The sequence below is a fragment of the Yinghuangia aomiensis genome, assembly GCF_039542225.1.
Taxonomy (GTDB): Bacteria; Actinomycetota; Actinomycetes; order Streptomycetales; family Streptomycetaceae; genus Yinghuangia; species Yinghuangia aomiensis.
On record NZ_BAABHS010000022.1, the window covers coordinates 73,604 to 98,198 of the forward strand.

At 69.8% G+C, this 24,595-nt stretch carries 22 protein-coding genes; 14 read left to right on the plus strand and 8 right to left on the minus strand.

What is annotated here, in order from left to right:
• The first annotated feature begins 122 nt into the window (after positions 1-122).
• Together ABEA93_RS27650 and ABEA93_RS27655 are read left to right on the plus strand one after the other, a co-directional pair.
• Positions 123-926, plus strand: a complete 804-nt coding sequence (locus ABEA93_RS27650; protein WP_345678518.1) for an SDR family oxidoreductase — start codon at positions 123-125, stop codon at positions 924-926.
• A 4-nt stretch (positions 927-930) separates the two neighbouring features.
• Positions 931-1,578, plus strand: a complete 648-nt coding sequence (locus ABEA93_RS27655; protein WP_345678519.1) for a TetR/AcrR family transcriptional regulator — start codon at positions 931-933, stop codon at positions 1,576-1,578.
• Between the two features lie 201 nt (positions 1,579-1,779).
• Here the strand turns inward: ABEA93_RS27655 and ABEA93_RS27660 are convergent, their stop codons facing one another.
• Entirely contained in the window at positions 1,780-2,937 is a 1,158-nt protein-coding gene (locus ABEA93_RS27660; RefSeq protein WP_345678520.1) for an acyl-CoA dehydrogenase family protein, read from the minus strand.
• A 188-nt stretch (positions 2,938-3,125) separates the two neighbouring features.
• Here ABEA93_RS27660 and ABEA93_RS27665 point away from each other — a divergent pair, with 188 nt between their 5' ends.
• The 4 genes from ABEA93_RS27665 (at position 3,126) to ABEA93_RS27680 (ending at position 9,050) form a co-directional block, all read left to right on the plus strand.
• Positions 3,126-4,646 carry a class I adenylate-forming enzyme family protein gene (locus tag ABEA93_RS27665; protein WP_345678521.1) on the plus strand — a complete coding sequence of 507 codons (1,521 nt, stop codon included), beginning with the start codon at positions 3,126-3,128 and terminating at the stop codon, positions 4,644-4,646.
• A 351-nt stretch (positions 4,647-4,997) separates the two neighbouring features.
• Positions 4,998-7,205: an acetate--CoA ligase family protein gene (locus tag ABEA93_RS27670; protein ID WP_345678522.1), complete on the plus strand. Its 2,208-nt coding sequence runs from the start codon at positions 4,998-5,000 to the stop codon at positions 7,203-7,205.
• A gap of 110 nt (positions 7,206-7,315) precedes the next feature.
• Positions 7,316-8,179, plus strand: a complete 864-nt coding sequence (locus ABEA93_RS27675) for an enoyl-CoA hydratase/isomerase family protein (protein WP_345678523.1) — start codon at positions 7,316-7,318, stop codon at positions 8,177-8,179.
• Between the two features lie 364 nt (positions 8,180-8,543).
• Positions 8,544-9,050 carry a flavin reductase family protein gene (locus ABEA93_RS27680; RefSeq protein WP_345678524.1) on the plus strand — a complete coding sequence of 169 codons (507 nt, stop codon included), beginning with the start codon at positions 8,544-8,546 and terminating at the stop codon, positions 9,048-9,050.
• A gap of 138 nt (positions 9,051-9,188) precedes the next feature.
• On the opposite strand, the gene ABEA93_RS27685 is transcribed toward ABEA93_RS27680, so the two are convergent.
• Positions 9,189-10,232 (minus strand): SPFH domain-containing protein, encoded by a 1,044-nt coding sequence (locus ABEA93_RS27685; RefSeq protein WP_345678525.1) that lies wholly within the window; start codon positions 10,230-10,232, stop codon positions 9,189-9,191.
• A gap of 180 nt (positions 10,233-10,412) precedes the next feature.
• Between ABEA93_RS27685 and ABEA93_RS27690 the strand changes: the two genes are divergently transcribed.
• Positions 10,413-11,390, plus strand: a complete 978-nt coding sequence (locus tag ABEA93_RS27690) for an SCO4651 family lipoprotein (RefSeq protein ID WP_345678526.1) — start codon at positions 10,413-10,415, stop codon at positions 11,388-11,390.
• 132 nt (positions 11,391-11,522) lie between these two features.
• Here the strand turns inward: ABEA93_RS27690 and ABEA93_RS27695 are convergent, their stop codons facing one another.
• From ABEA93_RS27695 to ABEA93_RS27705, 3 genes are all read right to left on the minus strand, one after another.
• The gene (locus tag ABEA93_RS27695; protein WP_345678527.1) at positions 11,523-12,920 is read right to left on the minus strand and encodes a YVTN family beta-propeller repeat protein; all 1,398 of its coding nucleotides are present in this window, start codon (positions 12,918-12,920) and stop codon (positions 11,523-11,525) included.
• Between the two features lie 571 nt (positions 12,921-13,491).
• Positions 13,492-14,559 (minus strand): Zn-dependent alcohol dehydrogenase, encoded by a 1,068-nt coding sequence (locus ABEA93_RS27700; protein WP_345678528.1) that lies wholly within the window; start codon positions 14,557-14,559, stop codon positions 13,492-13,494.
• A 317-nt stretch (positions 14,560-14,876) separates the two neighbouring features.
• Positions 14,877-15,332: an ATP-binding protein gene (locus tag ABEA93_RS27705; protein WP_345678529.1), complete on the minus strand. Its 456-nt coding sequence runs from the start codon at positions 15,330-15,332 to the stop codon at positions 14,877-14,879.
• A gap of 171 nt (positions 15,333-15,503) precedes the next feature.
• On the opposite strand from ABEA93_RS27705, the gene ABEA93_RS27710 reads away from it, so the two are divergent.
• Together ABEA93_RS27710 and ABEA93_RS27715 are read left to right on the plus strand one after the other, a co-directional pair.
• Positions 15,504-16,340, plus strand: coding sequence for a helix-turn-helix domain-containing protein (locus ABEA93_RS27710; protein WP_345678530.1), 837 nt, complete (start codon positions 15,504-15,506; stop codon positions 16,338-16,340).
• 2 nt (positions 16,341-16,342) lie between these two features.
• On the plus strand, positions 16,343-16,522 hold the full coding sequence (locus tag ABEA93_RS27715) for a DUF397 domain-containing protein (RefSeq protein ID WP_345678585.1): 180 nt from the start codon (positions 16,343-16,345) through the stop codon (positions 16,520-16,522).
• Between the two features lie 52 nt (positions 16,523-16,574).
• Here the strand turns inward: ABEA93_RS27715 and ABEA93_RS27720 are convergent, their stop codons facing one another.
• From ABEA93_RS27720 to ABEA93_RS27730, 3 genes are all read right to left on the minus strand, one after another.
• Positions 16,575-17,354, minus strand: a complete 780-nt coding sequence (locus ABEA93_RS27720) for an SDR family oxidoreductase (RefSeq protein ID WP_345678531.1) — start codon at positions 17,352-17,354, stop codon at positions 16,575-16,577.
• The gene (locus tag ABEA93_RS27725; RefSeq protein ID WP_345678532.1) at positions 17,351-18,535 is read right to left on the minus strand and encodes an acyl-CoA dehydrogenase family protein; all 1,185 of its coding nucleotides are present in this window, start codon (positions 18,533-18,535) and stop codon (positions 17,351-17,353) included. The genes ABEA93_RS27720 and ABEA93_RS27725 overlap by 4 nt, the downstream gene beginning before the upstream one ends.
• Before the next feature lie 108 nt (positions 18,536-18,643).
• Positions 18,644-19,564, minus strand: coding sequence for an SDR family oxidoreductase (locus ABEA93_RS27730; RefSeq protein ID WP_345678533.1), 921 nt, complete (start codon positions 19,562-19,564; stop codon positions 18,644-18,646).
• A 218-nt stretch (positions 19,565-19,782) separates the two neighbouring features.
• Here ABEA93_RS27730 and ABEA93_RS27735 point away from each other — a divergent pair, with 218 nt between their 5' ends.
• The 5 genes from ABEA93_RS27735 to ABEA93_RS27755 all read left to right on the plus strand — a co-directional run bounded on the left by ABEA93_RS27735 (position 19,783) and on the right by ABEA93_RS27755 (position 24,588).
• Positions 19,783-20,709: a cyclase family protein gene (locus ABEA93_RS27735; protein WP_345678534.1), complete on the plus strand. Its 927-nt coding sequence runs from the start codon at positions 19,783-19,785 to the stop codon at positions 20,707-20,709.
• A 495-nt stretch (positions 20,710-21,204) separates the two neighbouring features.
• Positions 21,205-22,392 (plus strand): acyl-CoA dehydrogenase family protein, encoded by a 1,188-nt coding sequence (locus tag ABEA93_RS27740; RefSeq protein ID WP_345678535.1) that lies wholly within the window; start codon positions 21,205-21,207, stop codon positions 22,390-22,392.
• An 11-nt stretch (positions 22,393-22,403) separates the two neighbouring features.
• A complete protein-coding gene (locus tag ABEA93_RS27745; protein WP_345678536.1) occupies positions 22,404-23,570 on the plus strand; it encodes a CaiB/BaiF CoA transferase family protein in 1,167 nt (388 codons plus the stop codon).
• Positions 23,567-24,106 carry an FAS1-like dehydratase domain-containing protein gene (locus tag ABEA93_RS27750; RefSeq protein WP_345678537.1) on the plus strand — a complete coding sequence of 180 codons (540 nt, stop codon included), beginning with the start codon at positions 23,567-23,569 and terminating at the stop codon, positions 24,104-24,106. The genes ABEA93_RS27745 and ABEA93_RS27750 overlap by 4 nt, the downstream gene beginning before the upstream one ends.
• Positions 24,103-24,588, plus strand: coding sequence for a hotdog family protein (locus ABEA93_RS27755; protein ID WP_345678538.1), 486 nt, complete (start codon positions 24,103-24,105; stop codon positions 24,586-24,588). Before ABEA93_RS27750 ends, ABEA93_RS27755 begins: the two co-directional genes overlap by 4 nt.
• The last annotated feature ends 7 nt before the right edge of the window (positions 24,589-24,595 follow it).

Sequence of the window (24,595 nt, forward strand, 5' to 3'; positions counted from 1 at the left end):
GGTACCTCACCCTCCGATCTGACTGATCGTCAGATTTCTGCCACCATAGTTGACTCTTGACGGGCCGCGCCAGACGGGGCGGCCGTGGCCGACGACACCTTGAACCCCATCCGGAGCGTGCGATGACGGCACCCGCCAACCCCCTGGACCTGACCGGCAAGGTCGTGCTCGTCACCGGCGGCGCCAAGGGCATCGGCCGCGGCATCACCGAGCGCTTCCTCGCCGCCGGCGCGGACGCCGTGGTGTGCTCGCGCTCGGAACCCGAGTCGCTGCCGAGTGCGGGCGGACGCACCGCGGTCTACCACCCGGCCGACGTGCGCGACCCGGACACCGCGTTCGCCACGGTGGCGTTCATCGAGGAGAAGTTCGGCCGGCTCGACGTGCTGGTGAACAACGCGGGCGGGGCGCCGTTCTCCGATGCGGCCACCGTGTCGCCGCGGTTCAGCAAGGCGATCATCGAGCTGAATCTCCTCGGCCCGCTGTACTTCGCGCAGGCCGCCTTCCGTCTGATGAACGGTCAGGAAGAAGGCGGCTCGATCGTCAATATCAGCAGCGTCTCGGGAGTCCGGCCGTCGCCGGGGACCGCCGCGTACGGTGCCGCCAAGGCCGGTATGAATTCGCTGACCAAGACGCTCGCCGTCGAATGGGGCCCGAAAGTCCGGGTCAATTCGATCGTGGTCGGCTTGGTGAAGACCGAGCAGGCCCACCTGCACTACGGCGACGACGCCGGCATCGCCGCGGTGGGGGCCACGATTCCCCTCGGCCGAATGGCTGAACCTGACGACGTGGCAGATGCGTGCCTTTTCCTCGGGTCGCCGATGTCGCGCTACGTCAGCGGTGCCGAAATCCTTCTGCACGGAGGGGGCGAAAAGCCCGCGTTCCTCGGTGCCGCGAACAGCGAGCCCGATCATGCGCCCGTAAACTGACGGCATGACAGGACAAGTTCGCACCGTCGACGGCCGCGTCGCCGGGCGACGCGGCCAGGCCACCCGGCAGAAACTGCTGGACTGCCTGCGCGAGATGCTCGACACGTCGCCGTACCGTGACGTCAAGGTCATCGACGTCGCCCGGATGGCAGGCACCTCGCCCGCAACCTTCTACCAGTACTTCCAGGACGTCGAGAGCGCGATCCTCGAGATCGCCAACGACATGGCGAAGGACGGCGCGCGCCTCAAGGCGCTCACCGAGGACCAGGGCTGGACCGGCAAGGGCGGCTACGCCGCGGCCGAGGCGCTGGTCGACGGATTCCTGGACTTCTGGCGGGAGTACGAGCCGATCCTCCGCGTCGTGGACCTCGCGTCCGCGGAGGGCGACAAGCGCTTCTACAAGGTCCGCCAGTCCATCCTCAACGCGGTGACCACGGGTCTGACCGAGGCCATCGAAGAGGTGCACACCAAGGGCAAGTCGGCCGACGAGGTCGCCCCCAACGCCATGGCGGGCACGCTCGTGGCCATGCTGGCGGCCGTCTCCGGCCACCAGAAGGGCTTCGAGACCTGGAAGATCAAGATGAAGGACGTGCGTCCGGCGCTGTCCACGCTCGTCTACATGGGCATCACGGGCAAGAAGCCGCCGCGCTGATCCCGCCGCCCCGGTCGGCAGCACCGACGAGGTCCGCATGACCGGGGCGAGCCCGCGAGGATCCGGCACACCACCGCACCGTCCTCGGGCGGGTCGCACGCACGCGGCGGGAGGGCAGCATTCCACTCCCCCGCCATCCGGGTGGTTTCATGTGAAACCACCCGGTTCGTCCGTTTTTGGACCCGTGTGGATTTCCCGGCGTCAGATCCCGGCCAGGGCGGCGATGCGCTCCCGCTGGCGGGTCCGCGGACCGAACAGCAGGGCCGACGTGGTGGCGCGCTTCAGGTACAGGTGGACGTCGTGCTCCCAGGTGAAGCCGACGCCGCCGTGCAGCTGGATGGCCTCCTCGGCCAAGTGCCGGTAGGCGGCGGTGGCCTGCGTCGTCGCGAGCGGGGCCATCAGCGCCAGCTCGCCGGCGCCGGGCGCGGCCGGGTCGACGTCGAGGCCCGCGGCCTCCGCTTCGGCGGCTGCCCAGGCGGCGTAGTAGAGCGCCGAGCGGGAGGTCTCCAGCGCCACGTACAGGTCCGCGCAGCGGTGCTTGAGCGCCTGGAACGAACCGATCGCGCGGCCGAACTGCACGCGGATCTTGCTGTACTCGACGGTCATGTCGAGGCACCGCGCGGCGCCGCCGACCGACTCCGCGGCGATCGCCACCTCGGTCAGCTGCCGCACCCGCTCCAGCGCCTTCTCGGTCGCCGCACCCGGCGTGCCGAGCAGCCGCGCCGGGGTGTCCGCGAAGTCCAGCCGGGCCTGACGGCGCGTCTGGTCGAGCACCGGCAGCGCGGTGCGGGTCAGCCCGGCGGCGTCCGCGTCCACCGCGAAGAGCGCCGTCTCGCCGTCGAGGCGCGCGGCGACCAGGATCAGCCCGGCGAGCGCCCCGTCGACCACGTGCGTCTTGACGCCGTCCAGCCGGTAGCCGCCGTCCGCCGTCGCGGTGGCGGGCAGGGCGATGGCGGCCAGGTCACGGGTGCCCGGCTCGGCGAGCGCGAGAGCGGCGAGCAGCGAGCCCTCGGCGATCCCCGGCAGGTACTCGGTGCGGGCCCCCTCGTCGGCGCCGTGCAGCAGCGCGGACGCGGCCATCACCGACGACGCGAGGAACGGCGACGGGAACAGCGCCCGGCCCATCTCCTCCAGCGCGATCACGACCTCGGTGAAGCCGAAGCCGACGCCGCCGTACTCCTCGGGGATGCCGAGGCCGGCGAGCCCGGTCTGGTCGCACAGCCGGCGCCACACCTTGGCGTCGTAGCCGTGCTCGGTCGCCATCGCGGCACGGACGGCCGGAGAGTCGCTCTGCTTGTCGAGTGCGTCGCGGAGAGCCCTGCGGATCTCCTGCTGCTCCTCGCTGAACTCGACGTCCATTGCCCTGCTCCCTGCCTGAGTCCGGACTGCGGCTCGCGACCGGCCCCATTGCCGATCCGCGGTCGGAGGACCAGTATCTGACACACCGTCAAATCATGCGAACATCGCCTTCGTCACACTCTCGGACCGTGGTGCGCCGCACCCGATCCGTGCTGTCCTCGAAGGCGAAGCCAGGCAGGAGGGTCCTGATGACCGTAGTCGCCGCAGTCCTGCGGGAGGCCGCACGACGCTTTCCGGAGCGGCGTGCGCTGGTCCAGGGCGGCACCGCCTTCACGTACGCGGGGCTCGACGCGCTGACCGACCAGGTCGCCGCCGGGTTCGCGCAGCGCGGCGTGCGGGCGGGCGACCTGGCGGCCCTCGTGCTGCCGACCGGGCCCGAGTACGTGGTCGCGTACCTCGCGCTCGCCCGGCTGGGCGCCGTCACGACCGGCGTCGGCCCGCGGTACATGGCCGCCGAACGCGCCAAGGTGCTCACCCAGGCGCGGCCCGAACTCGTCATCGCCACCGAGGAATTGGCCGAGGGCGTGCCGTCGGGCCCGGAACTCCTGCTGTGCACGCCGGCCAAGGAAGCCGCCGAGGTGTGGCGCGACTTGCGCACCGACGCGATCCCGCCGGTGCCGCGGGTCACCGGGGTCGACGACCCCGACCTGCCGGAGACGGTGGTGTTCACGTCCGGGACCACCGGCACCCCCAAGGGGGCGCTGTTCACGTCGCGGCAGATCGCGGCGATCACCGAGATGGACACCGGCGGCCGGTGGGGCGAAGGCGGCCCGCAGCTGGTCGCCACCGGGCTGCCGCACGTCGGCTTCATGACCAAGCTGGCCGGCTACCTCAAGCTCGGCGCCACGATGCACCTGCTGGGGCGCTGGCGGGCGGAGGACGCGCTGCGGATCGTCGCGCGCGAGCGGATCCCGTACATCGGCGGCGTGGCCGCGCAGGTGTCGCTGCTGCTGCGCCGGCCGGAGTTCGACACGTACGACTTCTCGCACGTCAAGGGCCTCATCGTGGGCGCGGGCCCCTCCCCCGCGCCGGTGGTGCGCGAGGCCCGCGAGCGGTTCGGCGCGGGTTACTCGATCCGGTACTCGATGACCGAGTCGGGCGGCCTGGGCACGCTGACCGCGTTCGACGCTCCCGAGGAGGAAGCCCTGCACACGGTGGGCCGGCCGCGGCCGGGCACCGAGCTGGAGATCCGCGACCCGGAGACGGGCGCGGTGCTGACCCAGGGCGAGGCCGGGCAGATCTGCCTGCGGGCACCGTCCGTGATGGCCGGTTACTGGCGCAACCCCGAGGACACCGCCAAGGCACTCGACCCGGACCGCTGGCTGCGCACCGGCGACCTGGGCCGGATCGGCGAGGACGGCTGCCTGCGGATCACCGGCCGCATCTCGGACATGTACATCCGCGGCGGGTACAACGTCTTCCCGCTGGAAGTCGAGTCCGTCCTGCTCGCCCACCCGTCCGTCGCGTCCGTCGCGGTGACCCCGCGGCCCAGCGCGGTGATGGGCGAGATCGGCGTGGCGGTCGTGGTGCCCCGCGCGGGCACGCCCACGCCGACGCTGGAGGACCTGAGGGAGTTCGCGGGCCCGCGCCTCGCCGCCTACAAGCTGCCCGAGGCGCTGCGGATCGTCGACGAGCTGCCGCTCACCGGCATGGACAAGATCGACCGCAAGGCGCTGGCCGCACGCGAGCGCACCGCCGGCGACATCTGAGCCGGACCGGGCGCGCACCGCACGGCATAGCACGCAGAGCACGGCACGGAACGGCAAAGCACGGCAGAGCACGGCACGGAACGTGGCAAGACGGCACCACCCCGCACCACCCCGCACCATGGGGCCCACCAAACGGCGTACCTACCGTTCGGTCGGGATCACCCCGCTGACCGGCGGTTTCTCCGAGAAACATTGACCAAGTCAGCAGAAATCCCCATGATCGGACAGAAATACGCGACCACGGGGGGATGAGACGCTAGACAGTCCTGACGTCCCATCAGCAAGCTAACTGACTGACCGTCAGGTCAGATGATTCACTGATGGATCGAAAGACGAGGGACGGGCCAGACGATGCTTCGTGACAGCAGGGAACAGCACGCTCCGGGACACGCCCGTACCGGTTCCGCAACCACCCCGATACGCTCCGTCGACCAGACCCTCCCGGTCGACCTCACCGGCAGGCCGCTGCAACTGCGCCCCGCCGACCTCGACCGGTTCTTCCGGCCGCGTACCGTCGCCGTGATCGGCGCCTCCGACACCGAGGGGCGCCCCGGCGCCCGTATCACCGCCCAACTGCGGGCCTGGTCCGAGCGCGTGGGCGCGCGGATGTTCCCGGTGAACCCGAAGCACGCGACCATCGGCGGCCAGGCATGCCACCCCGATATCGCGTCGGTCCCCGAAGTGGTCGATCTGGCGGTCATCCTGGTGGGCGACCCGCAGGAGGTGCTCGCCGACCTCGCCGCGGCGGGAGTCTCCTTCGCGGTGGTGTTCGCGGCCGGCTTCGCCGAATCCGGCGCGGCCGGCGCCGAGGCCCAGCAGCGGCTCGCCGAGCTCACCTCGGGCGGCCCGCTGCGGCTCCTCGGGCCGAACACCAACCTCAACGCCTTCGAGGAGTTCCGCGAGGACCTGGAAGGCCGCTCCATCGCGCTCATCACGCAGAGCGGGCACCAGGGCCGCCCGGTCTTCGCGGCACAGGACATCGGCATCCGGGTCTCGCACTGGGCCCCGGTCGGCAACGAAGCCGACCTGGAAACCGCGGACTTCATCCGGTACTTCGCCGACCAGCCCGAGGTCGGCGTGATCGCCGCGTACATCGAAGGCTTCAAGGACGGACGCACGTTCGCCCTCGCCGCCGACTACGCCGCGCAGCAGCGCAAGCCGATCGTGATGGTCAAGGTCGGCCGCAGCGAGGCCGGCGCGCAGATGGCCGCGTCGCACACCGGCAAGCTCACCGGCCAGGACCGCGTCGCGTCCGCGGTGTTCCGCCAGTTCGGGGTGACACGCGTCGACGGACTCGACGAACTCATCGACACGTCGCAGCTGTTCGCCCGCGCCGACCGGCCGAAGGCGAACGGCGTCTGCGTGTACTCGATTTCCGGCGGCACCGGCGCGCACATGGCCGACCTGTCCGCCGCCGCGGGCCTCGAACTGCCGCCACTCGCCGCCACCACGCAGGAGTCGCTGCGCGAGTGGATCCCCGGGTACCTGACCATCTCGAACCCGGTCGACAACGGCGGCCACCCGGCCGGCGACGAGCGCGGCCGCAAGATCATCGACGCCATCCTCGCCGACCCGAACATCGGCGTGCTCGTCTGTCCGATCACCGGGGCTTTCCCGCCCATGAGCGACAAGCTCGCCCAGGACCTGGTCGACGCGGCGGAGGCGACCGACAAGGTCGTATGCGTGATCTGGGGATCGCCGGTCGGCGACGAATCGGCCTACCGTGACATCCTGCTCAAATCGAACCGGATCGTTGTCTTCCGTACCTTCGGCAACTGCGTCACCGCGCTCAAGGCGTACTTCGACTACCACCGGTTCCGCGACAACTACGACTCCCCGTTCGACGACGTCGCCCGTACCGCCTCCCCCGCGGCGGCCAAGGCGCGGCGCCTGCTCACCGCCGGGAAGCCGCTGTCCGAGCACTCCGCGAAGCAACTGCTGCGCACCTACGGCATCCGTGTCCCGCGCGAACAGCTCGTCACCTCGGCGGCCGCCGCGGTCCGCGCCGCCGGGCTCATCGGCTACCCGGTGGTCATGAAGGCGTGCGCTCCGCAACTGCCGCACAAGAGCGACCTCGGCCTGGTCAAGCTCGGCCTGCGCTCGGCCAGCCAGGTCCGCGACGCGTACCGCGAGATCGTCGACGCGGCCCGCGACAACGGCGCCGGGCGGCTGGAAGGCGTGCTGGTCTGCCAGCAGGTCGACAAGGGCGTCGAGATGGTCGTCGGGATCTCCCACGACGAGCTGTTCGGCCCCACCGTCACGGTGGGACTCGGCGGCATCTTCGTCGAGGTGTTCGACGACATCGCCATCGGTGTGCCGCCCTTCGGCCCCCACGAGGTCCGCCGTATGCTCGGCGAACTGCGCGGCCTCAAGTGCCTGCAAGGCATGCGCGGCCAGCCGCCCGCCGACCTCGACGCGCTCGTCGACGTGGTCATGCGGGTCCAGCGCATGGCCCTGGAACTCGGCGACGACCTCGCCGAACTCGACATCAACCCGCTGATGGTCATGCCGCGCGGCGGCGGCACGGTCGCCCTGGACGCGCTGGCGATCCCCCGCTGACACGCTCCGGCGGCCCCGAGCGGCCCCGATCCCGACCGCGCCGATCCCGACCGCGCTGATCCCGAGTCCGGGACAGCGACCCGCCCCACCCGCCCGAGAGGAACGCTTCCTTGAGCACCACGCCTGAAGCCACCGAGCCCGAACTCCTGCACCGCGTCGAGAACGGCGTCCTGTGGATCACGCTGAACCGCCCCAAGGCGAGCAACGCGATCACCTGGGACCAGCGCGAAACGATCATCACGCTGCTCGGCGAGGCGTCGGCGAACGAGTCGGTCCGCGCGGTCGTCCTCGGCGCGGCGGGCGAGAAGCACTTCTGCACCGGCATGGACCTGCGCAGCTCTCCCGGCACCAAGTCGCTCCTCGCCGCCGCCGAGGAGACCGACGACGGCACCCCGAAGCCGCCCGCCCGGCCGACCGGCTACGCGTCGCGCATGATGAAGACCGGCGTGCTGCGCCTCACCACCGCGATCCTGGACTGCGAGAAGCCGGTCATCGCGGCGGTCAACGGCACCACGGCGGGCTACGGCATGGCGCTCGCGCTGGCCTGCGACCTGGTCGTGGCCGCCGACACGGCGAAGTTCATCCAGATCTTCACGCGCCGCGGCCTCATCCCGGACGGCGGCACGGCGTACATCCTGCCGCGCCTCATCGGGCCGCAGAAGGCCAAGGAACTGATGTTCTTCGCCGACGACCTGCCGGCCGACGAGGCGCTGCGCCTCGGCCTGGTCAACAAGATCGTCGCGGGCGACGAGCTGCAGGCCACCGTCAAGGAGTGGGCGGAGCGGCTGGCGAACGGTCCGACCCGGGCGTACGCGATCACCAAGCGCCTGGTCAACCGCTCGCTGGACAGCGACCGGGCGACCGCGTTCGGCGAGGAAGCGGACTCGGTCGAGCTGAACATGACCACCCGCGACGCGAACGAGGGCGTGGCGAGCCTCATGGAGCGCCGGAAGCCGGAGTACTACGGCTGGTAGTCCCCCAGGTGGTTTCCGGGGCCTGGAGGGCCTTCAGGCGCCTTCCGGACCCCCGTCGGGCCTTGCGGCCCGCATCGAGCGAGGCCCGCGCCGTCCGCGGCGCGGGCCTGGCCCCGATCGACACGTGACGACCGCCACAATGGCTCGTCGATTTTCCCCAGGGATACGCGTATTCCCTTTCCGCACAAGCCAACTGACTGCGTGTCAGGTGTGACGCACGCCCTGTCGCGTATTGATTGACGCACCGTTTTTGGCTGGCATAGCGTCGTCGCACCGCCAGACGACGACTTCGACGTATGAGGCATTCCGGGATCTCTCCCGACAATTTCCCCAGCGTCGCCGACGAACCCCCTGCGAGGACCCCATGGGCCAGCTCGACGCACCCGCCGTCGACCCCGCCGCTTTCCGGCACGTGCTCGGGCACTTCTGCAGCGGTGTCACCATCATCACCGCGAACGACGGCGACGAGCCGGTGGGCTTCGCCTGCCAGTCGTTCTCGTCGCTCTCGCTCGACCCGCCGCTGGTCACCTTCTTCGTCGCGAAGACGTCCACCACGTGGCCGCGCATCCAGCCGGGCGGCAAGTTCTGCGTCAACGTGCTGGCCGACGACCAGGAGCAGCTGTGCCGCGGCTTCGCGGTCAGCGGCGCCGACAAGTTCGCCGGCGTCGCCCACAAGCCCGCTCCGGCCACCGGCTCCCCGCTGCTCGAAGGCACGCTCGCCTACATCGACTGCACCCTGGAGCAGGTCGTGGACGGCGGCGACCACGAGATCGTCGTCGGCCGCGTCCAGGCGCTGGAAGCCCCGCGCGACGACGCCGGCCCCCTCCTCTTCTACAAGGGCAAGTTCGGGCACCCCGCCCAGAACGCCTGAAACCGGGAGCGCTACGCTTCCACCATCCCGTAGGCCCCGGACGCGCCCGACGCTCCGGGGCCTATGCGCGTCCCGGCCCCGGACACGCCGCGGCCCGCCCCGGCCGAGCCGGGACGGGCCGCCCGGTGCCGGGCCGGGCTACGGCTTGGTGCCGGCCGCCGGAGCGGTGATCGAGAAGCCCTGTCCGGGTGCGAAGGTCGTCACGTTCGGCGGGATGGACTTCATGATGTCTATCTGGGCGCACGCCGGGCAGGCGGTGTAGCCCTTCTGGCGGGCCTCGTTGGCTTGGGCTTCGGCCTGGGCCTGGGCGACGAGGGCCTGGGACTGGGCGGCCTTGGCCTGCATTTCGGAGACCTGGGCGTAGGCGGCCTGGGCCTTGTTGACCGCGTCCTGGACGTTCTGCGGCATGGTGATGCGGACCAGGTTGAAGCGCAGGTTCACGATGAACTCGTCGCCGAGGGTCTCCTTCAGGTCGGCGGCGAGGCTCGTGTTGATCGCGTCCTGGATCTTGCTGATGTTGTTGTTGTTCGCGGTGCCGTTGGCCTGCGGGGCGGCGGCCGGGGTCTGGCCGGGCACCGCGGCGGAGTTCTGTACGAGGGCGCAGCTGCTGACCAGGTCCGCGCAGCGGAAGTTGCCGATCTGGACGCGCAGGTCGTTGTCGATCACCGGGCGGATGATCTGGTCGAGGAACGCCGACCAGCCTTTGTCGCCGTCCCAGGGGTAGTAAGTGTCTTTGCCGAGGGTGAACTTGCGCGTTCCGAACTTGTCGTCGAAGCGCTTGATGACGTCGTGCTTGAGGTTCAGGTTGAAATACAGCGTCCCCTCGATGCCCATGTCGACGCCGTCGCTCGACGGCACGTGCACGATGTCGACGCCGGGCTTGTCGCCGCTGCCTTGTGCGGTGATCGTGTAAAACCGCTGCTGCGCCGGGTACTTGTGCACGGACGAGTACAGGCCGGTCCAGGTCAGCCCGCTGCTCGGGTCCATCACCTGGCGGATGTTGTTGTTGTCGAGCGGTCCGCCGTTGCGGACCACGCCGATCTCGCCGGCGTTGGTGCGCGCCATGCCGCCGAAGATGGCGGACATCGCATTGACGAGGACGATCAGCAGGACGATTCCGGCGGCCAGCCAGGCCCAGGCTTTGCGGCCCCGGAACAACCCCGGTACGGAGATGGAAGGCATCGTTGCTCCCGTATGGATCGGTGTCGATCGCGTCGATTTCCCGCTCAGGATCGCGGAGCGCAACCGCCCGGGTACGGGGCTTTTCCCTCAGGTTTTATGGAGGGAAGTCCATGATCCGCCGCCCTGTCCCGCCTGTTAGGTTTACCAAGTCATTACCCAGCTCCCTTGGGGGATCGGAACATGCGCAACCGCACCGTCGGAACTGCCATAGGCGCCCTCTGCCTCGCCGTCGTGGCCACGGGCTGCTCCAGCGGCAGTGATTCGAAGTCGGCCGATGCGGCGAAGGACGCGTCTCCGTCGGCGGCCCCGTCGGCGTCGGGCGACGCCAAGGCGGACGGCACCGGACGCGGACCCGCTGCCAAGGCGCTGTCCGGGGTGCTCGGCGAATCGCGCAGCAAGCTTTCCGCGTCGAACTCGTTCCAGACGACGATGACCACGAAGATCGACGGCCAAGCGATGATGACCGTGACGTCGCAAATGCAGTACAAGCCGGAGCTGGCGATCCGGATGTCGATGAAGTTCGAGCCGTCTTTCATCGAGCAGGCCGGCGGCGACCCCTCGGACATGACGAGCATCCAGTACCTGATGACGCCGGACGTCATGTACATGAACATGGGTCCGAAGGTGGCCGCCGAGAACGGCGGCAAGCCGTGGGCGAAGATCGACATCGCCGCGCTCGCGAAGGCCGACAAGTCCGGTCAGGGTGCGAAGCTGCAGAAGATGTTCGACCAGGCACAGGACAACCAGTCCGATCCCGCGTCGCAGCTCGCCCTGCTCCAGCAGTCGGGCGACATCCGCGAGGTCGGCAAGGAGACCGTCGGCGGTGTGCAGACGACGCACTACAGCGGCACGGTGAACCTGGCCACGCTGCAGAAGAATTCCGCGGACAGCATGGGTCTTTCCGCGAAGGAGTACGACAAGCTGGTCAAGCAGTACGACAAGCTCGGTATGGGCGACATGCAGATGGACATGTGGATCGGCGCCGACAACCTGCCGGTCAAGCAGAAGATCGTCATGCACCTGGAGGCCGACGGCGAGAAGGCCGACATGGAGATGACGTCGACGTTCTCGAAGTGGGGCACGAAGGTCGACACCACGCCGCCGCCGGCGTCGCAGACGCGTGATGTGACCGCGGAGATGGCCGCCGGGAAGTCCTGACCGGCACACACGAGCCGACGCCGGAAGAAGCCGAAGCGAAAAGAAGCCGACGCCGGAAAGCCGCGGCCGAAGGGGAACTCCCCCTCGGCCGCGGCTTTCTGATGCCGGGTCAGACCTGTGTCGGCGCTGCGGTCAGCAGAACGCCAACACCACCGACACCACCGTGCACGACGCGCTCGCGCTGTCGTTCGCCGGGTTCGGGTCCGTCGGCGAGGACGCGGTGCGGGTCGCGGTGGCCTTCACCGGGCCGAGGCTCAGCAGGTTGAGCGGGACCCGGAAGGACGATGTGGCGGTCGCGCCGTTGGCCAGCGCGGGGTAGGTGCAGGTGACCACGTTGGCGACCGCGGTGCAGCCGGTGCTCAGGTTCGTGGCGGCAGCGCCGGCGGGCAGGGCGGTGCGGACCGTGGTGCCGTTCGCGGCGGACGGGCCGTTGTTGCGCGCGGTGAGGGTGTACGCGACGTAGGTCGGGATCAGCCCCGGCGCCTGCGCCGTCAGCCCCACGGCGACATCGGCCTTCGGCAGCACGGGGACGAACGCGACGGCGGCCGGGGTGCCGCCCGCGGGCACGGTGGCGGTGGTCGCGTAGGTCGAAGCATCCACCACGGCGAGGGTGTTGGCGGAGGCCGACACGACGTAGAGGAAGCTCCCGGACGGGTGGACGTCGAGCGCGCTCGGCGAGGCAACGGTGGGCACCGTGGCGGTGACCGCGTTGGTCGCGGTGTCGAGCACCGAAAGCGTGCCGTCGGCGTAGTTCGCCGCGTAGACGCGGGTTCCGGCGCGGTTCACCGCGATCGCGTGCGGGAGTTGGCCGACCGCTGGAGTGGCCGTCACGGCGAAGGTGGCGGTGTCGACGACGGACACCGTGGAGTCGTCCGCGTTGGCGACGTACAGGCGGGCGCCGTCGGGGCGCACGGCGGCCGCGTAGGGGCCCGCTCCGACCCGCACGGTGCCGGTCACGGTGTTCGTGGCGGTGTCGACGACGGAGACGGTCGCGTCGGCGTAGTTCGTGACGTACGCGCGCGTCCCCGTCGGGTCCAGCGCGACCGCGCTCGGCCACACGCCGACGGGCACGGTGGCGGTGACCGTGTTGGTGCCGGTGTCGATGACGGACAGCGTGTTCGCGTTGCTGCCGACCACGTAGACGCGGCTGCCCGAGGTGTTGACGGCGAGGGAGTTGGGGAACGCGCCGACGGGCACGGTGGCGGTGACCGTGCGGCTCGCGGCGTCCACGACGGACACCGAGTCGCCGAGCAGGTTGGCGACGTACACCCGCGTGCCGGCGGGGTCGACGGCGACGGCGCCCGGGGTGTGACCGACCGGGACCGAGCCGACGATGCCGTGCGAGGTGGTGTCGACGACGGCCAGGGTGTCGTCGGCGCTGTCCGCGATATAGGCCCGGTCGGCTATGCCTCCGGCGGCCTGCGCGGTGCCGCCGGTGAGGCCGGTGAGCGGGGCGGCGGCGAGCAGGGCGGCGGCCACCGCGGCGGTCCAGCGGGGACGTCTGCGGCGGTGCTCGGGGCGTTGGGGCACGGCGAACTCCTCGTCTGCCTCGGGCCGGGGGTACCGGCCGTCATGACGGTGCGAACGGCGTGGCCGAGCGTGGCAGCGGGAGTGGCGGAGACGCGCGGGGTTCCGGCAAGTCGGTGGAACTCGGTCATCCGGCGGGCAATCCGGGGCGCGGCATGATCTGTCGGATGATCGGATCGGGCGGGGCGGGGTTTCGGAGTGATCTGGTGGGGACGGGGGTGCGGTTGTCCTGGGGTGGTGTTGCCGTAGTGGGACGGGGGCGGGTGGCAGCGCGGGGGGGGTTGGGAGCGCGGGAGGGTAGCAGCGGGGGAGGGTGGCAGCGGGGGGTGCTGTCGCGCATAGCAGGGGCGGGTGCGGTGCGGTGGAGTGTCACCCGCACCGCCGGACAGGTCCGGTGCCTCACGCGCAGCCGGACCGGTTCGGTCCGCGGAGTCTCACGCGTAGCCGGACTGGTTCGGTGCGGCGGTGCCGCTGCTCGCGCACGGTCGCCCGCCGCTGATCGGGAACGCCGCAGGGCGGTGGGTGCACGTGCGCCCACCGCCCTGCGGAACCTGCCGAGTTTATTGCCGAAGCCTTAGAACACGAAGACGCCGCGCGCGACCTTGCCCGCCTCGGCGTCCTCGACCGCGTGGTGGAAGTCGTCCAGCGCGTAGGTCTGGGTGACCAGTTCGTCGAGCTTGATCGCGCCGGTCTGGTACAGGTCGGCGTACCGGGCGATGTCGTACTGCGGGCGCGACGACCCGTAGCGGCAGCCCATGATCGACTTGTCCAGGAACATCGAGGAGACGTGGAACGACGCCTCGGCGTCGGACGGCGCGACGCCCAGGATGACCGCCTGGCCGGCCCAGCCGAGCATGTCGATGGCGTTGCGGATGACCGCGACGTGGCCGACGCACTCGAAGGCGTGGTCGACGCCGCCCGGCACGATCGCCTTGACCGCGTCGACGGAGCTGTCCACGGCCTTGGCGTCGACGAAGTCGGTGGCGCCGAACTCGCGGGCCACGGCTTCCTTGGCCGGGTTCGCGTCCACTGCGACGATCTTGACCGCGCCGGCCAGCTTGGCTGCCTGGATCACGTTGAGGCCGATGCCGCCGGTGCCGATGACCGCGACGGTGTCGCCGGGCTGCACCTTGGCGCGGTTGAGCACGGCGCCGACGCCGGTGAGCACGCCGCAGCCGATCAGCGCGGCGGACGCCAGCGGGATGTCCTTGGGGATCTTCACCGCCTGAACGCCCTTGACGACGATCTTCTCGGTGAAGACCGAGAGGCCGGCGAAGTTGTAGACCGGCTTGCCGCCCCGGGTGAAGGGCTGGTTGAGCGCGCCGAAGCTCTTGGCGCACATGGTGGGGCGGCCGCGGTCGCACTGGCGGCAGGCGCCGCAGGAGGCGAGCGTCGACAGCGCGACGTGGTCGCCGGGGGCGACGTGCGTGACCAGCTCGCCGACCGCTTCGACGACGCCCGCGCCTTCGTGGCCGAGGACGACCGGGGGCGGGAAGGGGATGGTGCCGTTGATGACGCTGATGTCGCTGTGGCAGAGACCGGCGGCGCCGATCTTCACCAGCACCTCGTTCGGGCCCGGGTCGCGGACCTCGAGGTCGTCGACAATCAGGGCTTCCTTGCCGTCGAACAGAACGCCTTTCACCAGTTCTCCTCCGTGGTGGGGCTGATTCACCTCGTGCGGACCGGTGCTTCGTTCTTCGACGGCGGTCCGGCGGGATTCTGTCCCAACCTAGCGCCCATCTGACGATGAGTCATTCGATTGTGACAGTGCTCATGACGGGGGTGGGGCGGGGGCGCGTTCCCGCAGATCAGGTCGGGTGTGGGGCGGTCGGCAGGTGACACGTGTCGCATGCGCTCCGAGCCCCGGGGCGGAGCCCCGAAGGGACCGTCCCGCCTACGTGCGGTCGCATGCTGCTTCGGGAAATCGCTATTCGGAAAGCAGCTTTGGGGAAAGCGAGTTCACAAGTGGGTGGGGGTTAGGGCGAGGGCCCAGCAGACGGCTTTTCCGTCGCGGTACGGCGTGACGGTGCAGGTATCCGCGAGCGCGGCGACGATGGCCAAACCGCGCCCGGACTCCCCCGACGCGTCGCCGAGTTCGGAGCGGGACGGAAGAACGACACTCCCCACACCGTCGTCCTGCACCACCCCCATGAGCACCCCGACGGAGTCGAGGAGCACCACCGTCACCCGCATCACCCGAGCCCGCGCATGCAGGACGACGTTCGCCATCAGCTCATGCATCATCAGCACCGCGTCGGCAGCGACGGACTCCGAAACGACGGTCTCGACCACGAGCCGGTCCCGAATGACCCCCCGCAGGTGCCGAGCGGCACGGCCATCAGGCTCCACCTGATGGTCGACCAGGCAACGAGCCCCCCGCGGATCAAGCCGTAAGCCGGCACCCAACACAGACATACCAACCCCCACACGGAGAGTAATCAACCCTTCACGCAAGGACCATAAGGCTCGTGGATATATTCACGCTACCTACTCGACCAAAGTTACTTCTTTGGTGATCCGAGATCGCCGCCGATGCCTACCCTGGGGCAGGATGCGGGGGCGGATTGGTTCGGGAGGAGAGTGGCCATGGCCGGCGAACCGTCTTACGCCCGGCGGGAACTGGGCGCAGAGCTGAAGCGGTTACGTGAAGCCGCCAAGCTCACGCAGGCGCGCATCGGCGCCGCCTGCCACTGGAGTCAGAGCAAGATCGTGCGCCTTGAACGAGGCGAAGCCTCCCTCACCATTCACGACCTGCACCTACTGGCGGACCTGTATCGAGCCAACGACGAGCAGCGTGCCCACCTCGTCGTGCTGATGGAGCGCACCGAAGAGGGCCGCTGGTGGGAGCAATACGACGGCCTTGTGACCGCCACAATGGATGCGTTCCTGTCCCACGAGTCGCTGGCCTCACGAATCTCCGTGGCGAACATGTCGATCTACCCGGGCCTCCTGCAGAGCCGCGCATACACAACGGCCCTGTTCTCCAAGTCCCGGCACGTTCCCGATCCCGACCAAGCGGAAGCGCTGGTCGACATCCGCGTCCGGAGGCGGCATGTCCTCGACGCCGGCACCCAGTTCCATGCCGTCATCGGCGAGAACCTGTTGATCTCACCCGTCGGCGGCTACGGCGTCTTGCTGACGCAGTTGCAGCACGTGCTCGACTTGAGCCATCGTCCGAACGTCACCGTTCAGGCTGTCCCGCTGCTGGCCGAAGAGCCATTCACCTGCGGCGGCCTCATCCTTCTCGACTACACGGCGAACGCCACGAGCATCTCCTACCTCGAACACTCGGCCGGTATCGTCGGATACCAACTGCCTCTCGAAGTACGGCGCCACAGACGCGAGTTCGAACGAATGCGCAGCTTGGCCTGGTCGCCGGAAGAAACGCAGGCTCGACTCGAGACAAGGATTCAAGAGCTGTGAACATGCAGCAGATCCACTGGCGCAAGTCTTCGTACTCGAACACGCACCCCGAGGGTGATTGTGTCGAAGTCGCCCCCTTGGAAGCGCTTACCGGCGTCCGCGACACCAAGGCTCGCGATCGCGGTCACATCGAGGCCTCCCCCGCCGCCTGGTGCGCGTTCCTCACCGCACTCCGCACGTAACGAGAAACGCTCGGCTGGGGAGGTCCCCAGCCGAGCGTCCACCCGTCAAAAGCTACGCGCGCTGGCTGCTCACCGACACGACCTCGCCCGTCATGTACGACGAGTAGTCCGACGCCAGGAAGATCATCACGTTGGCGACCTCCCACGGCTCGGCCGCGCGGCCGAAGGCCTCGGCGCTGCTCAGCGAGGACAGCAGTTCCTCGGAGGAGGCCTTCGCCAGGAACGCGTGCATCGCGATGCTCGGGGCCACCGCGTTGATCCGGACGCCGAACTCCGCGGCCTCGACGGCCGAGCAGCGGGTCAGCGCCATCACGCCGGCCTTCGCCGCGGCGTAGTGCGCCTGCCCCTTCTGCGCGCGCCAGCCCAGCACCGAGGCGTTGTTGACGATGACGCCCTTGCCGCGCGGCTGCATGTGGCGCAGGGCGGCGCGGGTCATCCGGAACGTACCGTTGAGGGTCACGTCCAGGACGAGGTTCCACTGGTCGTCGGTCATGTCGACCAGGTCGACCTGGCCGCCCAGACCCGCGTTGTTGATGAGGATGTCGATGCCGCCCAGCTCGGCGGCCGCGGTGTCCACGAGGTTCTGGACGTCCGCCTCGACCGTCACGTCGCACGGCACCGCGAGCGGGCGGGCGCCGGTGAGCTTGGCCAGCTCGTCGGCGGCCTCGCCCAGGCGGCGTTCGTGCTTGTCGCTGATGGCGATCGTGGCGCCCTCTTCGGCGGCCTTCTTCGCGGCGGCGAACCCGATGCCGGTGCCCGCCGCGGCGGTGATCAGGACGGTCTTGCCGGCCAGCAGGCCGTGGCCGGGGACGTAAGCAGGCGCGGCGGTCACTTGGACTCTCCCTTGGGTTCGCGGGGCATGCCGAGGACGCGCTCGGCGATGATGTTGCGCTGGACCTCGTTCGACCCGCCGTAGATGGTGTCGGACTTGGTGAAGAGGAACAGGCGCTGCGCGTCGGTCAGTTCGTACGGCAGCTCGGCGGCCAGCGTGGCGTCGGCGCCGCCCACGTCCATGGCGAGGGTGCCGAGGCGCTGGTGCCAGTTGCCCCACACGAGCTTGGCGACCGACGGGGCGCCGGGGTCCGGGGAGCCGAGGGTGCGCAGCGCGTTGCAGCGCAGCACCTTCAGGTCGATCCAGGCCTGGAGCAGGCGTTCCCGCAGGTCCGGGTCCTCGATGGCGCCGTTGGCCTTGGCGACGTCGATCACCGTCTGGAGTTCGAGTTCGAAGCCGATCTGCTGGGCGAGCGTGGAGACGCCCCGCTCGAAGGCCAGGAGGCCCATCGCGACGCCCCAGCCCTGGCCCAGCTGTCCGACGACGTGCTCGTTCTTGGCGCGGGCGCCGTCGAAGAACACCTCGTTGAACTCGCTGGTGCCGGTGAGCTGGACGATCGGGCGGACCTCGATGCCCGGCTGGTCCATCGGCGCGAGGAAGAAGCTGATGCCCTTGTGCCGCGACGAGCCGGCCTCGGTGCGCGCCAGGACGAAGATCCAGTCGGCTTCGTGGGCCAGCGACGTCCACACCTTCTGGCCGCTGATCTGCCAGTCGCCCGTCTCCGCGTCCTGCACGGCGGAGGTGCGCAGCCCGGCCAGGTCGGACCCGGCGCCGGGCTCCGAATAGCCCTGGCACCAGAGTTCCTCGCCGCGGGCGATGGGCGGCAGGAAGCGGGCCTTCTGCTCGTCGGTGCCGAAGGCGAGGACGGTGGGGCCGAGGAGGTTCTCGCCCATGTGGTTGACGCGGCCGGGGGCCTTCGCGCGGGCGTACTCCTCGCCGAAGATCACCTGCTGCATGAGGGTGGCCTCGCGGCCGCCGTACTCCTTGGGCCAGTCGAGGCCGATCCAGCCGCCTTCGCCCATGCGGCGTTCCCACGCGCGGCGGATCTCGAAGTGCTCGTGCTCGCTGCCCGGGCCGCCGGTGCCGACGGCGGCGGCGAACTCGCCGGCGAGGTTCTCGCGGAGCCACTCGCGGACTTCCGCCCGGAACTCCTCATCCTCGTCGCTGTAGCGAAAGTCCACGGTTGTCACACCTTCTGACGATGCGGATACGCGGGTCCGCCCGGCCGCCCCGGCCCCAGGACCGGGGCGGGGCGACCGGGCGCGGAATCCGCGTTACGGGAGTGCGGGTCAGCCCTGCGCGGCGGCCTCGGCGGCCTTCTTCGCGGCGGCCGCGGCGGCGTACTCCTTGAGCTGCGCGAGCACCGGCATCGGGTCCTGGCCGATCGCGGTGGGCAGCGTGGCGGCGATGGACTCGGCCGTCCACTTCTCGTCGCTGTACATCGACTTGATCTCGTGCGGCTGGTCCCACAGGGCGATCTTCGGGCCGGCGGTGGTGTACACCTGGCCGGTGATCTCCTTGGCGTGGTCGGAGAGCAGGAAGACCACCAGCTCCGCGACGTCCTCGGGGTCGCCGATCTCCTTGAGGGTCATCGGGACGTTCTCGGACATGCGGGTGCGGGCGACCGGCGCGACGCAGTTCGCGTTGACGCCGTACTTGTTGAGGCCCAGCGCGGCGGAGCGGATGAACGACACGATGCCGCCCTTGGCCGCGGCGTAGTTCGCCTGCGCGACCGAGCCGAGCGCGTACACGCCCGAGGTGAAGCCGACGATCGAGCCGAAGCCCTGCGCCTTCATGACCTTGGACGCCGCCTGCACGACGGTGAAGGTGCCCTTGAGGTGGGTCGCGATGACGCTGTCCCACTCGTCCTCGGTCATGTTGAACAGCATGCGCTCGCGCAGGTTGCCCGCGACGGTGACGACACCGTCGATGCGGCCCCAGTTCTCGACCGCGGCGTTGACGATGCGCGCGCCGCCCTCCATGGAGGAGACCGAGTCGGCGACCGCGACGGCCTCGCCGCCGAGCGCCTCGATCTCCTTGACGACCGCGTCGGCGACCTCGCTGGTCGGCTCGGAACCGTCCATCGCGACGCCGTAGTCGTTCACGACGACCTTGGCGCCGTGCGCGGCGGCCGCCAGCGCCACCGCGCGGCCGATGCCGCGGCCCGCGCCGGTCACCGCGATGACCTTGCCGGTCAGGAAGTCACCCATGTTCTGCCCCTTCGGTCCGGTCGGCCCCAGTCCGCCGCGCGGTCTGTGCAACGACCTCGTTGGTCTTTAGCATGGTCGCCGTATCAAGATCGACGCCACGGTCAGACGCCGTGATCGACCCGTGTGAGAACTGCCTCTCCCGACAGTATCTGACGGTACGTTAGTTTCTACGGGTAGAGTGCCGCACCCCACAGCCAGGCCCGCCCAGGAGGTCCGCGATGCCACTGCCCGCCGAGTTCTACGAACTGGCCAAGCGCGTCAACAACTGGGGGCGTTGGGGCAAAGAAGACCAGCTCGGGACGATGAACCTCATCACCGACGAGGTCGTCAAGGCCGCCGCCGCCTGCGTCAAGACCGGCAAGCGCTTCTCGCTCGCCGTCGAGCTGCGCGAGGACGGCATCCAGAACGGCATGATCCCGGGCCGCGACAACCCCAAGCGCACCACCTTCCTCGTCAACCACGAGGTCTTCGGCCCGGGCACCGTCGCGACCAGCGACGACTCGGTCGTGATGGGTATCCAGGCGGGCACCCACTGGGACGGCTTCACGCACGCCACGTACGAGGACCGCCTCTACAACGGCTTCTCCGCCAAGGAGTCGGTCACCGCGGAAGAGGGCGCCGTCAACCTCGGCATCGAGAACATCAAGACGCTGGTGACACGTGGCGTCCTGCTCGACGTCGCGGGCGCCAAGGGCGTCGACGTCCTCGACCCGGAGTACGCGGTCACCCCGGCCGACCTGGAGGCCGCCGAGGAATTCGGCAGCGTCAAGGTCCGCGCGGGCGACGTCGTGCTGGTCCGCACCGGCCAGATCACCAAGTACTTCGCCGGCGAGAAGGACATGTACTTCTACGGCCCCGGCCTGTCGGTGCGCTGCCCCGAGTGGTTCCACGCCCGCGACGTGGCCGCGGTCGCCAACGACACGGTGACGTTCGAGGTCTTCCCGCCCGAGCTGGAGGAAGGCTTCATGGCGGTGCACGCCCTCCACCTCGTCGAGATGGGCATGCTCCAGGGCCAGAACTGGAACCTCGAGGAGCTGGCCGCGGACTGCAAGGCGGACGGCGTCTACGAGTTCCTGCTGGACGCGTCGCCGCAGCCGTTCAAGGGCGGCGTGGGCACCCCGGTGAACCCGATCGCGATCAAGTAGCAGCGCGCGCCCCACAACCACACGGCAAGACCCGCAGCCCGCCCGGTGCCTCCTCGGAGGCGCCGGGCGGTCGGCGTTTGTGCGGCCCGCTTCGCCGAGGAGGCCCCGGATCCTCCGAGCACCCGGGGCGCCTCGGCGTCCCCTCGCTCGAAGGCCGCCACACTCAGGGTGATCACCGTTCGACGAGCGGTCAACACCTGGCGGCGATCACAGATCGGCATCGTCCGCCCGGGACGGCGGGCGCGATTCCCGGGCATTAAGACCTCTTACCCGAACGGCCTACCGCGCAGACTTGCCGCGTCCGGAATTGTCCTCCCGGCGGAATGCGGGGTTCCGCGGAGCCATTTCGATCTTTCTTCCAAGATCGATGCGGCGACGCTGTATTTGATCTTGGGCCGGTGCTACGTTGACCTGACTGTCCGTCAGGTTTCCGTGGTGACCGGCGTACGTGCACCACTCGTCGGTCCCTGCACGTGCGCCCTCAGGAGCGTTGCCGTGGACTTTGAACTGACTGCCGACCAGCGCTCTTTCGCCGACGAAGTAGAGCGCTTCCTCAACGAGAACCAAGATCCCGAGGTCTTCGACGTCACCCGGGAGAACATGGCCCAGATCGTCGACACCCCCGCCCGCCGCGCCTTCATGCGCAAGATCGCCGACCGCGGATGGCTCGGCATCACCTGGCCCGAGGAATGGGGCGGCCAGAACGGCGACGGGATCTACGAGTACGTCCTCAACGAAGCCCTCGCCGGCCGCGGCGGCCCGCAGATCGGCAAGGGTGTGGGCATCATCGGCAAGACGCTCCTCGCGGTCGGAAGCGAGAAGCTCAAGGCCGAGTTCCTGCCCAAGATCCTGCGCAACGAAGTGGAGTTCGCGGTCGGCTACTCCGAGCCGGAGGCCGGTTCGGACGCCGCGTCGATGAAGCTGCGCGCCACCCGCGACGACGCGCGCGGCGGCTGGGTCCTCAACGGCCAGAAGACCTGGACCACTTCGGCGCACTTCGCCGAGTGGTACTGGGTCGGCGCGCGCACCGACTGGGACGCGGCCAAGCACTTCGGCATCACGCTGTTCCTGGTGCCGCTCGACCACCCGAACGTCACGGTGCGCGGCATCTGGACGATGGGCGACGAGCGCACGAACGACGTCTTCTTCGACGACGTCTTCGTGTCCGACGACTACGTCGTGGGCGAGCTGAACAAGGGCTTCCAGTACATATCCCAGGCCCTCGACCTGGAACGCTTCACGATGTTCTCGTTCGCGCCCATCGCGCAGCGCCTCGACCTGCTGACGGACTACGTCAAGACGGCCACCCGCGACGACGAGCCGCTCGCCGCCGACCCGGTGGTCCGGCAGAAGATGGCCACCCTCGCCACCGAGGCCGAGGTGGCCCGCCTGCTCGGCCTGCGCGTCGTGGACGCGGCCACCAAACCGGGGCCGCCGCCCACCACCGAGGCGTCCGAGTACAAGCTCTACGCCACCGAGCTGTCCAAGCGCCTCGCCAACGCGTCGATGGACCTCGGCGGACCGGGCACCCAGCTCAAGGTCGGCACCGAGGAAGCCCCCATGAAGGGCCGCGCCGAGTCGACGTACCGCTACACGGTCCTCGACACCATCGGCGGCGGCACCTCCGAGGTGCAGAAGAACATCATCTCCCGTCGCAAGCTCGGACTCCCGAAGAACTTCTGACGAGCCGGCTGATGGGGAGCGAGCTTCTCGAAGGCATCACCGTGCTGGATCTCGCGAGCGTGGGCCCCGCGGCCCGTGCCTCGCGCTGGCTCGCCGACTACGGCGCGGACGTGGTGAAGGTAGGCCCCGTCCCGGCGAAGAGCGGCGTGCAGATCGCACCTCCCTTCTTCTCGTACAGCGCACACCGCCGCATGAAGCGGGTCCTGCTCGACATCAAGGCCCCCGACGGCCGCGACGCGTTCCTCGCCCTGGCGGCGAAGGCCGACGTGGTCATCGAGAGCTTCCGGCCCGGCGTGGTCGACCGGCTCGGCATCGGGTACGACGCGGTCGCCGCGGCGAACCCGGGCATCGTCTACTGCTCGACGTCCGGGTTCGGCCGGACCGGCCCCAAGTCGCAGCAGGCCGGGCACGACCTGAACTACCTGGGCACCGGCGGGTTCCTCGCCCTCACCGGGGCCGGCCCGGACGGCAAGCCGCCGATCCCGGGCGCCACGGTCGCGGACAGCGCGGGCGGCGGCATGCACGCCGTCATCGCGATCCTCGCGGCCCTGCTGCACCGGCAAGCCGACGGCCGGGGGCGCCACTTGGACGTCTCCGTCGCGGACGGCGTGCTGGCGCTCATGGCCCTGTCCGTCGACGAGTTCCTGGCGACCGGGACCACCGTGGAGACCGGCTCCAACCTCCTGCTCGGCCGGTACGCGTGCTACGACACGTACCAGGCGGGCGACGGCAAGTGGCTGGCCGTCGCGGCGATCGAGCCGCGGTTCTGGGCCAACCTGTGCACGCTGCTCGGCCTGCCGCAGTGGGCCGAGCACCAGAACGACGACGCGGTGCAGGACGACATCCGCCGGGACATGGCACGGGTCTTCCGCACCAGGGACCGGGACACGTGGGTTGCCGAACTCGCGCCCGCCGACACCTGCGTCTCCGGCGTCCTGTCGGTCGGCGAACTCGTCGACGACGAACAGTTCCTGGCCCGCGGCGCGTTCGCGACCGCGAAGCACCCCGCGCACGGCACCTTCCGGCAGACCGGGGCGGTGCTGGCGGGCATGGTCGCGCAGGAAGACCCGTATCTGGTGCGGGAGTCCGGCGTGACCGACACCGACGAACTCCTCGCCGGAGCGGGGCTCGACCCCGCGCGCATCACCGAACTACGCGAATCGGGAGTGGTGGCATGACCGCAACCAACACGCCGCTGGACGACACCCTCCCCGAGGACGTCGCCGCGCAGATCGGCGCGTACCAGTACGAGAAAACCGCGGACTTCCCCGTCGAGCAGAGCTACGTGTGGACGTCGTGCGCCTCGGTCTTCAACGGCAATCCCATCTATTGGGACCCGAAGGCCGCCGAGGACATCACCGGCGGACCGATCTCGCCGCCGAGCCTGCTGTCCGCATACGCCCGCCCGCACTACTGGGCACCCGGCGCCGAAGGCGAACAGCTGTCCCTCCAGGTGCACTTCGATCTGAAGAAGCGGTTCGGGCTGCCCGAGGCGATCATGACGGACAACACCAACGTCTTCTACGAGCCGCTGCGCGTCGGCGACGTGGTGACGTCCCGCCAGGTCCTCAAGTCGGTCAGCGGCGAGAAGCGCACCAAGCTGGGCGTCGGCCGGTTCTGGGTGATCGACGTGGAGTACCACAACCAGAACGGCGAGCTGCTCGGCACCGAGTCCTACACCGGTTACGGCTACCGCAGGGAGGCGTCCGCATGACCGCCGCCACCGCGACGCTGACCCTCGACCGGGTCTCCGTCGGCGACACACTGCCCGAACTCACCCACGACGTCACGGCCACCACCGTCATCCTCGGCGCGATGGCCACCCGCGACTGGCGGCCGATGCACCACGACTCCAAGTTCGCGGTGGAACGCCAGGGCGTCCCGGACATCTTCCTCAACACCCCGAACCAGGCCGCCTGGTTCGAGCGCTACATCACCGACTGGGCCGGGCCGGCCGCCCGGATCGGGCGCGTGGTGTTCCGGATGACCTCGCCGGTGTTCCCCGGCGCGCCGATGACGTTCAACGCGACCGTCAAGGACGTCGCGACCGACGACGCCGGCTGCGGCTGGGTGACGCTGGACGTGTCGCTCACCGTGGACGGCGCGGTCAAGACGACCTGCGAGGCGCGCGTCGCCGTCCCCACCTCCGCCGACGACAACCCGTGGGCCCGGCGCGGCGAGCGCTGGATCCCGTAACGCGAGG

Excerpts from the sequence above, each read along its gene's own strand:
- ABEA93_RS27650 (WP_345678518.1), top strand. The coding sequence starts at position 123 with ATGACGGCACCCGCCAACCCCCTGGACCTGACCGGCAAGGTCGTGCTC.
- ABEA93_RS27655 (WP_345678519.1), top strand. The coding sequence starts at position 931 with ATGACAGGACAAGTTCGCACCGTCGACGGCCGCGTCGCCGGGCGACGC.
- ABEA93_RS27660 (WP_345678520.1), bottom strand. The coding sequence starts at position 2,937 with ATGGACGTCGAGTTCAGCGAGGAGCAGCAGGAGATCCGCAGGGCTCTC.
- ABEA93_RS27665 (WP_345678521.1), top strand. The coding sequence starts at position 3,126 with ATGACCGTAGTCGCCGCAGTCCTGCGGGAGGCCGCACGACGCTTTCCG.
- ABEA93_RS27670 (WP_345678522.1), top strand. The coding sequence starts at position 4,998 with ATGCTTCGTGACAGCAGGGAACAGCACGCTCCGGGACACGCCCGTACC.
- ABEA93_RS27680 (WP_345678524.1), top strand. The coding sequence starts at position 8,544 with ATGGGCCAGCTCGACGCACCCGCCGTCGACCCCGCCGCTTTCCGGCAC.
- ABEA93_RS27685 (WP_345678525.1), bottom strand. The coding sequence starts at position 10,232 with ATGCCTTCCATCTCCGTACCGGGGTTGTTCCGGGGCCGCAAAGCCTGG.
- ABEA93_RS27690 (WP_345678526.1), top strand. The coding sequence starts at position 10,413 with ATGCGCAACCGCACCGTCGGAACTGCCATAGGCGCCCTCTGCCTCGCC.
- ABEA93_RS27705 (WP_345678529.1), bottom strand. The coding sequence starts at position 15,332 with ATGTCTGTGTTGGGTGCCGGCTTACGGCTTGATCCGCGGGGGGCTCGT.
- ABEA93_RS27710 (WP_345678530.1), top strand. The coding sequence starts at position 15,504 with ATGGCCGGCGAACCGTCTTACGCCCGGCGGGAACTGGGCGCAGAGCTG.
- ABEA93_RS27715 (WP_345678585.1), top strand. The coding sequence starts at position 16,343 with ATGCAGCAGATCCACTGGCGCAAGTCTTCGTACTCGAACACGCACCCC.
- ABEA93_RS27730 (WP_345678533.1), bottom strand. The coding sequence starts at position 19,564 with ATGGGTGACTTCCTGACCGGCAAGGTCATCGCGGTGACCGGCGCGGGC.
- ABEA93_RS27735 (WP_345678534.1), top strand. The coding sequence starts at position 19,783 with ATGCCACTGCCCGCCGAGTTCTACGAACTGGCCAAGCGCGTCAACAAC.
- ABEA93_RS27745 (WP_345678536.1), top strand. The coding sequence starts at position 22,404 with ATGGGGAGCGAGCTTCTCGAAGGCATCACCGTGCTGGATCTCGCGAGC.
- ABEA93_RS27750 (WP_345678537.1), top strand. The coding sequence starts at position 23,567 with ATGACCGCAACCAACACGCCGCTGGACGACACCCTCCCCGAGGACGTC.
- ABEA93_RS27755 (WP_345678538.1), top strand. The coding sequence starts at position 24,103 with ATGACCGCCGCCACCGCGACGCTGACCCTCGACCGGGTCTCCGTCGGC.